This is a genomic window from Mesorhizobium montanum, assembly GCF_033977145.1.
Lineage (GTDB): Bacteria > Pseudomonadota > Alphaproteobacteria > Rhizobiales > Rhizobiaceae > Mesorhizobium > Mesorhizobium montanum.
Map to the genome: position 1 here is coordinate 87,818 of NZ_JAVIJF010000009.1, position 12,384 is coordinate 100,201.

The 12,384-nt window shown below is 60.3% G+C and carries 11 protein-coding genes and 1 tRNA gene; 7 read left to right on the top strand and 5 right to left on the bottom strand.

The features are described 5' to 3' along the window. The first annotated feature begins 33 nt into the window (after positions 1–33). Positions 34–1,281, top strand: a complete 1,248-nt coding sequence (locus RFM68_RS14180) for an O-antigen ligase family protein (protein WP_320233746.1) — start codon at positions 34–36, stop codon at positions 1,279–1,281. Positions 1,282–1,335: 54 nt separating this feature from the next. Next, a tRNA-Pro gene (locus RFM68_RS14185) sits at positions 1,336–1,412 on the top strand. 132 nt (positions 1,413–1,544) lie between these two features. On the opposite strand, the gene RFM68_RS14190 is transcribed toward RFM68_RS14185, so the two are convergent. Continuing rightward, entirely contained in the window at positions 1,545–1,778 is a 234-nt protein-coding gene (locus RFM68_RS14190) for a hypothetical protein (protein ID WP_320233603.1), read from the bottom strand. A 34-nt stretch (positions 1,779–1,812) separates the two neighbouring features. On the opposite strand from RFM68_RS14190, the gene RFM68_RS14195 reads away from it, so the two are divergent. The 3 genes from RFM68_RS14195 (at position 1,813) to RFM68_RS14205 (ending at position 4,915) form a co-directional block, all read left to right on the top strand. Continuing rightward, positions 1,813–2,310, top strand: a complete 498-nt coding sequence (locus tag RFM68_RS14195) for a hypothetical protein (RefSeq protein WP_320233604.1) — start codon at positions 1,813–1,815, stop codon at positions 2,308–2,310. A gap of 21 nt (positions 2,311–2,331) precedes the next feature. Further along, positions 2,332–3,045, top strand: coding sequence for an STM3941 family protein (locus RFM68_RS14200; protein WP_320233605.1), 714 nt, complete (start codon positions 2,332–2,334; stop codon positions 3,043–3,045). A gap of 1,414 nt (positions 3,046–4,459) precedes the next feature. Beyond that, positions 4,460–4,915 (top strand): YybH family protein, encoded by a 456-nt coding sequence (locus RFM68_RS14205; protein ID WP_320233606.1) that lies wholly within the window; start codon positions 4,460–4,462, stop codon positions 4,913–4,915. 289 nt (positions 4,916–5,204) lie between these two features. On the opposite strand, the gene RFM68_RS14210 is transcribed toward RFM68_RS14205, so the two are convergent. Beyond that, on the bottom strand, positions 5,205–5,570 hold the full coding sequence (locus tag RFM68_RS14210; RefSeq protein WP_320233607.1) for a hypothetical protein: 366 nt from the start codon (positions 5,568–5,570) through the stop codon (positions 5,205–5,207). Positions 5,571–5,745: 175 nt separating this feature from the next. Between RFM68_RS14210 and RFM68_RS14215 the strand changes: the two genes are divergently transcribed. Further along, positions 5,746–7,074, top strand: coding sequence for an alpha/beta hydrolase family protein (locus RFM68_RS14215; protein ID WP_320233608.1), 1,329 nt, complete (start codon positions 5,746–5,748; stop codon positions 7,072–7,074). Between the two features lie 694 nt (positions 7,075–7,768). Here RFM68_RS14215 and RFM68_RS14220 read toward each other — a convergent pair. Then, on the bottom strand, positions 7,769–8,308 hold the full coding sequence (locus tag RFM68_RS14220) for a hypothetical protein (protein WP_320233610.1): 540 nt from the start codon (positions 8,306–8,308) through the stop codon (positions 7,769–7,771). 80 nt (positions 8,309–8,388) lie between these two features. Continuing rightward, the gene (locus RFM68_RS14225) at positions 8,389–9,399 is read right to left on the bottom strand and encodes a sugar-binding transcriptional regulator (protein WP_320233611.1); all 1,011 of its coding nucleotides are present in this window, start codon (positions 9,397–9,399) and stop codon (positions 8,389–8,391) included. A 153-nt stretch (positions 9,400–9,552) separates the two neighbouring features. Here RFM68_RS14225 and RFM68_RS14230 point away from each other — a divergent pair, with 153 nt between their 5' ends. After that, a complete protein-coding gene (locus tag RFM68_RS14230; protein WP_320233612.1) occupies positions 9,553–10,332 on the top strand; it encodes a hypothetical protein in 780 nt (259 codons plus the stop codon). Positions 10,333–10,349: 17 nt separating this feature from the next. Here the strand turns inward: RFM68_RS14230 and ptsP are convergent, their stop codons facing one another. Beyond that, positions 10,350–12,332 (bottom strand): phosphoenolpyruvate--protein phosphotransferase, encoded by a 1,983-nt coding sequence (ptsP, locus tag RFM68_RS14235; protein WP_320233613.1) that lies wholly within the window; start codon positions 12,330–12,332, stop codon positions 10,350–10,352. Positions 12,333–12,384 lie beyond the last annotated feature (52 nt).

The window sequence follows — 12,384 nt, forward strand, 5'->3', positions numbered from 1 at the left end:
ATCAACAAGCTGCCGCCTCCGGCGGTCAGCAGGTTGCCGCTTCCAGCGGTCAACGCCAAGCTGATTTCGCTGATCGCGTCGGCCGCGATCGGCATCGGTATCCTGCTCTCCGGCTTCGTCATCAGCGAACCCGCGCCTTACGAAATCTATATGGCAGGGCTGATCGCGGTCTGGGCGCTGTTCGGGCTCAGGATCTCGCGTGCCATCGTGCCGTTGCTGGTGCTCCTTGTGGCGATGAACATCGGCGGCATGATCGCCATGACGCAGATGGCGGATCTCGCCAACACGCCGCTCTATCTCGCCGTGTCACTGTTTCTCGCCTTCAGCGCGGTGTTCTTCGCTTCGGTGACCTCGGTCCAACCCAGCCTCTACCGGTTGATCTTCATCGCTTACGTCGTGTCGGCCGTGGCGACGTCGTTGCTCGGTATCGCCGGTTATTTCCATGCCTTTCCGGGCGCGGAGATGTTCACCAAATACGACCGCGCCGCCGGCGCCTTCCAGGACCCGAACGTGTTCGGGCCATTCCTGGTGCTGCCCGGAACCTATCTGCTCTATCTGCTCCTGACCGGTCCTTTATCGCGCATGCCGCTCTTGGCGGTACCGCTGCTCATCATCACGGCCGGCATCTTCTTTTCCTTCTCGCGCGGCGCCTGGGGCATGTTCGCGGTGTCGGCGGTGCTGCTCACCGCCTGCCTGTTCCTGCAGAGCGCCAGCGGCAAGTTCCGGCTGCGGGTGGTGGTGATGACCATCGCGGCCTTGGCGCTGCTGGCCATCGCCATCCTGGTCATCCTGCAACTCCCCGGCGTGTCGGACATGTTCACCCAGCGCGCGCAGCTCGAGCAGAGCTACGATTCGGCGCGGCTTGGCCGCTTCGCCCGCTATACGATCGGCTTCCAGCTGGCGATGGAGCACCCGTTCGGCATCGGCCCGCTGGTCTTCGGCACGATCTATGGCGAGGACACGCACGACATCTGGCTGAAGACGCTGATGGATTATGGCTGGCTGGGCTTTGTCTCGTTCCTGACGCTGACGCTATGGACGATAGGCGCCGGCTTCCGCATCCTTCTGCGCGACCGGCCATGGCAACCCTATCTGCTTTGCGCCTATGTCGCCTATCTCGGCAATATCGGCCTCGGCACCTTCATCGACATCGACCACTGGCGCCACCTCTACCTGCTGCTCGGACTGATCTGGGGCGCGATCGCGCTGGAGTACCGGCACCAGCGGGAATTGCGGCTGGGAGCGCCTGCGTCTCTCCTCGCGATTTCACCTGCGCGATAGGCACCGAATTCGGTTGACCGGCACCGCCTTATCACGATACATCGCCACCCGGTCCGGAGTGTAGCGCAGCCCGGTAGCGCACTTGACTGGGGGTCAAGGGGTCGTCGGTTCGAATCCGGCCACTCCGACCAAAATAGATCAAGGACTTACCCCCAAAGTCCAACCTCGAAGAAATCACTGAAAAGCCGCTCTGGTAACGTTCTAGGTAACAAAAGGCCCGGAGCCGAAGCCGCCGGGTCTTCCGCAGTGACGTTCCGTTGCGTTCACATGCAAGGTGCGATCAAGACAAATCCGGAAGTGCGGTCGATGTGGACGTGGGCCAGGTCGCACTGGTCACCATGAAGCGCCTGCACCTTCTCGGCAATGATCCTCGCAAGCGCTTCGATGTCGTTGCCAGGGTCTTGGGCCACAATCGGCCAAGTCTTCGCCCTGGCAGATTTCCAATTCCAAACTTTACCAGAATATTTGTGGTCGCTTGCAGAGATGTAGACTTTCATAGATGCTGCCTCTTGGCCTTGGGAGGGCTAGGGGATGAAAATAAAGGGGCGGATGGCACTCGCTGCCGTCGCAGCGCTTTGCGGCTGCCAGACAAGCAATCAAGCCGACTACATGCAGATTGGCTACGGGCCAAGTTTCGATGTGGCCCATGCCCAATGCGAACTGCAAAAGGGTTCGGCTGACCAGGGCTATATTGCCATAGGGTCACCGGGCTTTGTAGCGGGTGCGGGAATTGGCAACGCTCTCGGCAACTTAGCTGCCGAAGATCAGTACATGAAGAACTGTCTCATCCTGAGCGGATGGAAACGCGCGCCGCATGGCCAGGGTGACGCGGCAGCGGCGGTCGCTTCCGGCGTCCCGCCGACGACTTACGGGATTGCACGCGCACCTGGTAGCTGGATAAACACTGCCTTGCTCGACTGGTCCGACGCGAACAACAAGTGCATCGCTGGCGACAAGACGGCTTGCGCCACGAAGGCAAAGTTGGGCGCGAAGCTAAAGGCTGCCGGCATCAACCCTTCACCAGTATAGAAATTCTCCAAGGGCGAAGCAATGATCCACGCTATCGAGCCGGTCCAGCCGAAGACCATAAGAGGGTCACGAGTTAAGAGCCTTTTCTATCTTCTGGGAGGCATAGTCCTCGTTTGGGTGGGATCTCATGCGGTCCAGGACTCTGCGTCTCGCTCAGGCCTAATCGCGGTCAAGCTCGTAGTTGCCGGATGGGCTGGCATCGTCTTTTTCGGACTATCTGCACTGGGCGGCGCATTATCGTTCATCCGCCCGCGTGCTTTGATCCTGGACCGCGATGGCTTTGCGATCGGCGGCGGCATTATTCGATCTCCATTGAAAATTGCATGGCGGGATATTCAGGGGTTTCACGTCCGGAAGCAGAACCGCTACAAGTCGATCGGCTTTCGCTTCGAACTTAGCGCCAAGACGCGGTTGAACAGAAGGCCCGGGATTGAGCTTAGCGTGTCTGGTGCGGGATGGCCGCTATCAACCGAGAAGATGGTCGAGACCCTGAATGCTTATCGGCTGCAGGCTCTGAATAGCGAAGCCGAGCCGATGAGCATGGTGACCGGGACTCACTCCGCCAAACTTTCAACGACCGGGAATTTGCCTCCTCGTCGGCTGCCGGAAATCGCTATAGAGTTTGATGACAGGGCGCGACAGCGAAGGCCGGTCGCCACTTCGGCCATGCTGCTACTGTTCGTTACGGTCGCTTCGCTCGCGGGTTTCATTACGAGCCGGTTTCTCGACTGGTAGGCCCCTCTGGCGTCGCACTGCATCGAGAGCGTCACGACACCGCCGCCGATATTGAGGGATTCACAGATTCCGAGTTTCGATCTATTCTGAGGGCATGGAACGGGCCTTCGATGACACCGCCGCAGCCCTGAGAGCCCCGCAAGCGCGGTTGCGGGCTCGCTACGGTGCGTTGGTCCGGCGACTGGCTGAAGGCCTCGCCACTGATCTTGCGATCGGCCTAGGCATCGCCATTGTTCACCTTCTTCGCTGGATAATCGACAGGTGAACCCCACGATCAAGGGCGCCCTGATCATTGCAGTGGCGATTGTGATCGCGACCGCCATGTTTATCTATTTCGGCCCGTATCAATCGTGCGTTCGGGAGCTACGGGTGTCAAATCCTTCCCCGGCAGCCACGTGCGCAAATTTAGTCCGGTAAGAATCCGGTAATATTAGCACACGCTTGAATTCTGACTGAACCAGGAGCATTGTGGCCGATGGATGCCACCCGAAAAGTGGTGGTGAAAGGGATAACGTCATGGAATCGGTTTGCTACATCCCCGGCGGGATTTGCCTTGCTTCCGTTATCGTCAACATTGCGATGGCCCTTATCGTCATGGCACCGTTTGCCGCTACCCGGCTGTTGGTGTTGAGAATGCGAGAGCACTCGACCGTAACACTTCAGCCTGCGTAGGCTTGGGAGGCGGTGCGATGCGACCGATGCTATTGATTGTCGCTGCCATTGCCGCATTCTTCGTTTGGGACGGATTGGCAAATAAGAGCACCTATAGAATTGCGCTAATGAAGAGCATTGACCAAGCCGAGAACTTCCAGGGCCTTGTCAGGGTCTCCTGGAATTAGCTTCTCTGAACGCCGCTGTCGCGTGATCGAAGGTGGGAGCGAGCAGCGGGTTCGCAACGTCCTCTGACCCATAATGGCATATTGGGGGACTGCGCGATACGCGGTCGCATGAGCAACGCGTAGATACCTGGAACTAAGCTGCGGCGATGACCACGAGACCCGGATGCTCGTCCGAAATGGGTCAAGCCCAGGGGAGTTCCGTTGAAGGTCCGCTGTGAGGCAGCAACCCTGACCCGGAGATGTCCGGCAGGGAACACCTTGATCAGATCCCGATGCAGGCACCCATGGTCAGGCCCGAGTCGCTTGACCAGTTCAGCGACATCAAGACCGGCCTTCCGCTTGCATGTGAGGCAGTCGACCGAAAGGCCCGTCCCGGCCTCTAGCTTTTTGCCGGGCTGGCCTTCATCGCCGCCTGCCGGTTGGTCTCCGCTATCCCTATAGCCAAGTTGAATCGAGCTTTAGTGGCTGCTAATATCTCTTTGGCTCGCCGGTGCTGAGCCGGGACTGAACGGTCGAAACCGCGCGGGCTGTGAGCCGATTTCGCGCGACGCTAGCACCCACCAAGGGAGGTCGAAATGAGGTTCAAGCATGGTCTGCTGATTGTTGCTATCGGGGCGCTGTGTCTCGGACCGGCCAATGCCCAGTCGGCCAAAGACGCCATCGAAGCCAGCAATGCCGAGTTCATGAAATCGCTCAACAGCAAGGATGCCGCGGGCGTGGCATCGCACTACACTGACGACGCGGCCGTGTTGCCGCCGAATGGGATGCGAGTCGACGGGCGTGAGAACATTCAAAAGTTTTGGCAGGGCATAATTGAGTATGGAGTTTCCGACCTCAAGCTCACAACTGTTGAGGTGGAAGAGCGCGGAGATCTGGCGTTTGAATTAGGCAGTTTTACATACAAGGCGCCGGGCAAAGACTCCAAACCCATGGACGCCTCCGGCAAGGCAATAGTTATCTGGAAGAAAGCACAAAACGGCAGCTGGCAGCTTTATCGCGACATCTGGAATGACGATCCTGCGAAAAAATAGGCATTGCCCCACGCCCAGGCCGGCCGCCTGCCGCTGACCGTGGATGAATCGGCAGCGGCTGCAGCCTGCCTTGAGGGAACCTTAGTGCGCAGCCGGTGTTCGGCGGCATGCGCTATTCGTGACCACCTTGTGTCCGCCAGTTTCCCGCCGAGGTGGTCTGGGACCCAAGCCTGATCCCTGGTGGGTCCTGAGCGTTGTCTTCACGTTGGGGCCGGATCGCCTGGTGAATCCGAGCGTCACTGCTCGTCGACCCGCCTCGCTGCACTTAAAGGCTCGGCGTTCCTTTTTTCTACATCGTGTCGGCTGGCGCGAAGAAACAGTTTTCGTCTTCTTCGGTGGGATGCAGGCAGATGTGGAAGTTATCATCTCCCGAAGGAATCACGACATCATAAGGAACGAAATAGCGGTTCTGGTGAGTGACCTTCTGATGATCGCCTGGACGCAAGATGATGACATAGCCGTCCGGTCGCGGCGTCACGGTGCTGGCGGGAATCTTGCCGCATTCACCGGTGACCGTATCGCCGTGACAACAGGCAGGTGGATACGTCCAACTTCGACTGGCGCTGTGTGCTGAGGCAATACCGCTCTCAAGGGCTGCAACCGTGACCACCACGCTTGCCAGCCCTGCGCGTTGTCGCGCGCTGACCGTATGCATCGAAGGGCCCCTTGCAGCGACCGCAGTCGTAATCACCCAAACTCGCGGACTCGCTAGGTGGCCCGCTGGACTTATGCCTGGGCGATGCGACTTCCTCTCCTAGATTAGCATTCACTAATATGCTATGCAAATGCCCCGAGCCCGTCCATGGAACAGCCACAGAGGAGGCATCGATATGACGGGCGACCGGATGATCGCTCACCTACTCGCGGCAGATGCTGTTGCCCGCGACGCCGCCGAAAAATGGCTTGGACGACATCGGCCACCGCTTGGGGACCATTCGGTGCATGCGGTCGGAGAACGATACTTGGTTGGCCTGGCAGGCGTGATCGTCACGGCTGCGGCACTGGTGTTTTTGAAACGTGATCGTCATGGGCCGAGGATGGTTGGCCCGCGGGGAGGTGAAATTATGGGTCGGTTCACTCTTTTGCTGACTGGACTTGCATTGTGGCTTGTGGCGTTTGTTACGCCTTCAAATGCTGAAGACTATACCAAGCCCGGACCGTTTGCGGTTGGCCTCCAGAAGTTTACGTTTTCCGACACGTCCGGCAAACGTTCAATGGCAGCCATGATCTGGTATCCTGCCGCCGGTCCCGTGCCAGACCCCAACGCGGTTCTAGATGATTCGATTGATGCGCCTGCAGCGACAAGTGGTCCCTATCCGCTGGTGGTCGTGATCCATGGGCTTTCAGGCCTCGGCTACATGTTCGGTTCGGTGGGCCGGCACCTCGCATCCCATGGTTTCGTCGTCGCTGCTGCCGATTATGATACCGGACCCTTGGATTACGGAGTTTCCTGGGAAGATCGACAGACGGTCTGGCTGCTCTACAATCGCCCGGCCAATGTGGTGCGAGTGATTGGGTACGCTGATATGTTGGGCGCCCCGGGTGGAAAGCTCGCCGGGGTCATCGACACCTCTCGCATTGGCGTCTGGGGATTGTCGACCGGTGGTACCACCGCGTTCCAGGCGGCGGGCGCACAAATCGACCTAAAGGCGCTGGATGCCTGGTGCGCTGTAAACAAAGAGGATGCCAAAGCTGATGAAACGTGCCAATTCGTCGGCCACGAGCAAGCCATCGCAACGCACTATGGCGTTTCTGATCCGTTTGCGGCGCCAATGCCGCCCATTTGGGACAAGCGCGTGGCGGCTCTCGTCGCCGCAGCTCCGGGCGGCGAACTGCATGCGTTTGGCGACAAAGGCATTGCGGCGGTCAAGCTGCCGACACTGATAATGTTCGCTTCCGATGACACCGATGTCTCGCCTAAATTCAACGCCTTGTGGGCGTATGACGGCATCGGTAGTCCAGATAAAGCGTTGGCTACGTTTGATCATGGCGGGCATACGTTTTTCATGAATTCATCGACGCCCAACTTCCGTGAGGCGACAGCACTGGCTACCGCGTTCTTTCTCGCCGTCCTCAAAGGCAACCCCGCCGACAGGGCATCGTCGATGCGTGATGTGGCGTCGTTTCCAGGCCTAAGCTATCGAACGACACTACATTAGACTGGGTAAGTTGACGTCTAAATGGAGCTTTGAATTGGGCTGCCGCCGATCTGGGGATCAACATAGATTTTGGTGGCGATTCGATTTCAGTGCCGAACCAATCTACACACTCACTGGACACTCGGACTCCGGATAAGGTTCGAATCCGGCCACTCCGACCATTATAGAACGAGGACTCCCCCCAAAGTCCTGTCTCCCATACATTGCCGAAGAATGTATATGGGTAGCAAAAAGGCTTGGAGAGCGGGGCTCGGTAGGCTTTTTATTCCAGCGATTGTGCAGCCAAATTCCCCTGATACCAAGGTACCCTAGGGGATTGGGCAATATGTTGGCCACGCCTCTGAACTGCGGTATTCAGTTATGGCCACAAAACAGCGCAACAGCCACCAAAATATAAGAGGCGGCAACGATCAGATATGCAATTTGAAGGAAGGTCATCCGGGTCATCCTGATTGAGAACGACCTTCCAGATATTCGCATAAAATCAGTCCCGCAACGGGATAATTTTGACGAAGGGGCATGCCCCACTATCAGAAAAATTGAACTGACTTACGTGCGCTACCGCGCTCACTTGCGTGCGATGGTACCATATCGTCGCGAGGATTGCCCATCGGCGACATCTGTGTTGGCGTGGCGATGCAGGAGAGATGGCCAATTGATCGGCGCTGGTGGCGTAGGATGCGCCTCGAGTTTGCTAAGAACGATTCGGCTTGCTGGGGGGTGTCTCGTGCCATGGGAAATGCGTGTCTTCGTCCCAGCGAGAATTCTTAATCCTATATTGCTGCATCCTGGCTTCAACCTCCCATGCAAGGCGCGAATAATAGGAGAGCCAATCTTCCGAAATCTCGGTGGGCTTACGCTTCTCGAGTGGAACTTCCGCTCGCCACACACCGACCGTCCCAGTGTTGGGGCTATACCAGCCGACTTCGTCGTGGATAACGCGATGCCTAAAATCCGCGATCTCCATGAACTGATCAGCGAGTTTGGCCACCTTTTTTCGATCAGCTTCGCTCTCGATACGCCTCGAAAGCCAACCAAGAAGGTTGGCTCGCGGTCTGTAATTGGTGACGCTTGCCGTAAAAGCTCGGCCCGCTAATTCGTCCAGTCCTGCTACGTGCCAAATCAGCCTATTTAGCTCTGCATCCAAGGAACCGAACCTGACCACGAGTAAGCCGATTAGAGGCAGAAGGCGTTCCGGGACTAAGGTGCCAGGAACATATTGAGGGTTTGCCATGGGCTACTCCAGGTATGGCTTACGCATCTCGAACGAAGTATCCAAATCGTGGCAGTTTCGGTTTCTCCTAACCGCGATTGCTAAACACGACTGTCATGCGCCAACATGCGGCGCGCGCTTTCCTCGTCGGTGATCAGGATGGTCGGCGCGATCAGGTTCATGGCGCCGAGCAGCGCCTCGGTCTTCTCTACGCCGCCGGAAGTGAGGATGCGGATCGGCGCCTTGCGCAGGCGGTCGACATCCACCGACATCACGTGGCTGTTGACGGGATGGTCGACCAGATCGCCATTGCGGTCGAAGAAATGGAACAGAAGGTCGCCGACTGCGCCGCGCGCAAGCAGGGCCTCGCGGTCCGCTTCCTTGAGAAAGCCGCCGCGCGAGAAGGTGGTGGCCGAAGCGATGCCGCCGACGCTCAGCAGAACGGCATCGAGCGCGTCGGCCATCTCAAATATCTCCTGCAGACCGCAGCGCTCGACCAGCGCGATCTTGGTTTCGACGCTGTCGACGACGGCCGGCGTCGGCATCAGATAGCCGTCACCCTGGAATATCTGGGCAAAGCGCCAGGCGAACTCGGCCGGATTGGTCCGGCGCGCGACACCGACGCCGCCAAGCAGCGAAATCACGCTGAAATCGGTCAGCGATTTGGCGCTGATGAACGGCAAGGTATGGAACAGCGTCACGCCCCAGCCGACGCCGACCCGCATGCCCGACTTCATCGCGTCGGACAGGAACATGCCGGTCTTGGCAGCGATTGCCGGGATCGGATCGGCAAGGGGGTCGGTGAGCGGCGCCACCAGCGCCTGCTGCAGGCCGAAGGTCCTTTCCAACGCGCGCTCCAGCCGCACGATCTCCAGGAGCTCGCTCTCGATGGTGATCTTGACCTCGTTGCGCGCCCTCGCCTCGGCCAGCATGCGCACGATGGTGACGCGGCCGACGCCGAGCACGTCGGCGATCTCGTTCTGCGTCATCTGCTCGACGAAATACATCCAGGCGGCGCGGATCCTGAGGCGGTCGGTCCGGCTTTCGTTGACGACCTGTTCGGATACCTCAGCCCTGCCGTTTTCGGGTTCGCCCTGCCGTCGCCTGCCCAAGTTCCCCTCCACTGCGGTGATGAAGCTGCCATCGCCGATTCTGCATGCTGGTTAAATATTGCCTATTGATCTACCAATCGACACGAACAATCTAGAGAGGGCGACTGGTGCCCCCGAGCCGTGACCGGCTTCGGCATTTCGAGGCGATTGGCGATGCTGCGACAAATATCCGAAGATGTCCGCGTCAACCTGAAGGACCGGCTTCGGGAACTGCGCGACGCCATCCGCCAGAGCCGCCACGACAACGCCGGCGAAACCTCGCACGATATCGCCGGCAGTTTGCCTCCCTTTCCGGGCCGCAGCCTGCTTGGCCATGCCGCGAGCGCCGTCGACGAGGCGCTGACGATCGCCGAATCCTTCGTTCCGCATTCCCGGCCGCTCAAGGTCGACGGCACGACCGTCAAAAGCCTTAGGGCCTATTTCCCGGAAGGCGATGAAGACCGGCAGATCAGCGGCGAACGCCAGTTCAGGCGTGACATGTATTATCTGACGCGTGCGGTTCTCGCCGGGCTCGGCATAGACAACCCGAGAGTCCATGAGGCGGGCTTTTCGGCCGTTCATGCCGCGATGCGCAAGCGCCATGCGGATCTGCTCGCCGCCGCGACAGAAGCCGCGGCCTCCACGGATCAGATCGCAGCGGCCTGCTCGGCCCTGCTTGTGGAATGCCTCAACCACCACCCTGTCCAGCTTGGCGAAACCGGCTCGGCCGCAACGATCTCCGCAGACCGTTCGTTCGACATCGATTGCCTTGCGCCGATCGTGCTTGCCTGCGGTCTCGCCACCAAAGGCGACACGTCCGAGCCGGATATCCTCGAAATCGCCTTGCTCGCGACCGAAGCCCGCGAGGATCGCATCCGGCAGGCCTGCGCCCAGGCGAACGCGGTGCAGGAGCTGACACCGATCCTCGCCACCCTGCTTGCGCATCTGACGTAACCGTCGCGAGGGATCCGCTATCGCTCGGCCGCCATGGCCGCGATGGTCTTCTTGGCGCGCTGGATCGAGGCCGGACTCATGCTGAGCTCGGTCAACCCCATTTTGATGAAGGCCGGGATCAGATCCGGGCGGCCGGCTGCCTCGCCGCACATGCCGACCATGATGCCGGCGGCGACACCGGCCCTGGCCGTGAGTTCGATCGCCGACATCACCGCCGGGTTGGTGACGTCATTGAGCTTGGCTACCGTCGGATTGAGGCGGTCGGCGGCCATGACGTACTGGGTCAGGTCGTTGGTGCCGATCGAGAAGAACGCCACTTCTTTCGCCAGCGCCGGCGCAATCAGCACGGCGGCCGGCGTCTCGATCATGACGCCCAGGTCAAAGCCCGCATGCGGCACGCCTTCAGCCTTCAATTCAGTCGCGCACTCCTCGACCAGCGCGCGCGTGCGCGTCACCTCGGCGATCTCCGAAATCATCGGCAGCATCACCTTGATGTTGCCGTGGACGGCGGCCCTGAGCAGCGCGCGCAACTGGCGCTTGAAGATGTCGGGCCGGTCCAGGCACATGCGGATGCCGCGCCAGCCGAGAAAGGGATTTTCCTCGTCGGGGAATTCGATGCCGGCGATCGGCTTGTCGCCGCCGATGTCGAGCGTGCGCACGATGACCGGATGCGGCGCGAAGGCCTTGGCCAAAGCGCTGTAGGTCTCGGCCTGCATGTCTTCCGACGGCAGGTGCATGTGGCGCATGAAGAGCAACTCGGTGCGGAACAGCCCGACACCCATGGCGCCGGCTTCCTGCGCCGCCTCGATCTCCTCGAGTGAACCGATATTGGCCGCGACCTCGATCACCGTACCGTCGGCGCGCATCGGGGTCACGCCCTTGAACACCTTCAGGCCCTCGCGCTCCTGCGCCGCCTGCTCAACACGGCGGGTGAAATCGGCACGCGCGGCCTCGTCCGGATCGATGATCACGTGCCCGGCATTGCCGTCGATCGCCACCTGCTTGGCGTTGCGCAGCTCGTTGACCTTATCACCGAGCCCCAGCACCGCCGGGATGCCATGCGAGCGCGCGATGATGGCGATGTGCGAGGTGGCGCCGCCATGGCCGCAGACCACGCCGCCGATGCGCTTCAGCGGCGCGCGCGCCAGATCCCAGGCGCCGATGTCGTCGGCAATGAGAATCGCGCCCTGCGGAATGGTCTCAAGGCTAATGTCGTCCTGGCCGAGCAGCACCAGGCAGATCTGGCGCCCGACGGCATGGACGTCGTCGGCCCGGGCGTTGAGATAGTGGTCGTCGACCGCGCTGAAATCGGCGGCGATGGTGGCCGCGGCCACGATGACCGCCGAAACCGCGTCGTCGCCTCCCCGGATCAGTCTTTCGACCTCTCCGGTCAGACTGTCGTCGGCGGCGATGTCGCGCAGCGCCGCGACGATGCCACGGTCGCCGGCCGAGAGATTATCTTCGGCAAGTGTACGATCCATCCGCGCCTGGACCGTGGCGACAGCGCCGCGGAAGCGCTTGAGTTCGCCTTCGATCTCATCGGCCTGCAGGCGCCGTCCCGGCCCGGCGATCTCGGGCGGGAAATGGGCAAAGGCCGGTCCTATGGCCACGCCTTCGCTGGCGGCGACACCCTGGAGTTTCGGCGTCCCATCCGCCGGTGCGGCAGCAGGTGGCGGGGCCTCGGGAGCGGCTGCGGCCGGCGCTTCTGAAGCCGCCTCGCCCGCCTCGCTAGCGTCATCGAGACCGGCGCGCGGGTTCTCCAGATAGCCGATCAGCGCCTCGATCGCCTCGATCGCGTCGGCGCCGTTGGCGCGCACGGTGACTTCCTGGTTCTCCTTGACAGCGAGCAGCATCAGCTTGACCGAGCTCTTGGCACTGACCGCCTTGCCGTCCTTGACCAGCTCGACATCGGATTCGAAACCCTTGGCGAGTTTTACGAATCGCGTGGCGGGACGGGCGTGCAAACCTTCATGCACTCTGACGATGGTCGAGCGTTCCATGGCAAAACTCTTTGTTTTGACGCAATTCCCGACGGAAAAACCGCTTTTCCTG

Bases quoted from the DNA above. Each gene is read 5' to 3' on its own strand.
- RFM68_RS14210 (WP_320233607.1), bottom strand. From the start codon at position 5,570: ATGCATACGGTCAGCGCGCGACAACGCGCAGGGCTGGCAAGCGTGGTG.
- RFM68_RS14195 (WP_320233604.1), top strand. From the start codon at position 1,813: ATGAAAATAAAGGGGCGGATGGCACTCGCTGCCGTCGCAGCGCTTTGC.
- RFM68_RS14230 (WP_320233612.1), top strand. From the start codon at position 9,553: ATGCTGCGACAAATATCCGAAGATGTCCGCGTCAACCTGAAGGACCGG.
- RFM68_RS14205 (WP_320233606.1), top strand. From the start codon at position 4,460: ATGAGGTTCAAGCATGGTCTGCTGATTGTTGCTATCGGGGCGCTGTGT.
- ptsP (WP_320233613.1), bottom strand. From the start codon at position 12,332: ATGGAACGCTCGACCATCGTCAGAGTGCATGAAGGTTTGCACGCCCGT.
- RFM68_RS14200 (WP_320233605.1), top strand. From the start codon at position 2,332: ATGATCCACGCTATCGAGCCGGTCCAGCCGAAGACCATAAGAGGGTCA.
- RFM68_RS14215 (WP_320233608.1), top strand. From the start codon at position 5,746: ATGACGGGCGACCGGATGATCGCTCACCTACTCGCGGCAGATGCTGTT.
- RFM68_RS14190 (WP_320233603.1), bottom strand. From the start codon at position 1,778: ATGAAAGTCTACATCTCTGCAAGCGACCACAAATATTCTGGTAAAGTT.
- RFM68_RS14220 (WP_320233610.1), bottom strand. From the start codon at position 8,308: ATGGCAAACCCTCAATATGTTCCTGGCACCTTAGTCCCGGAACGCCTT.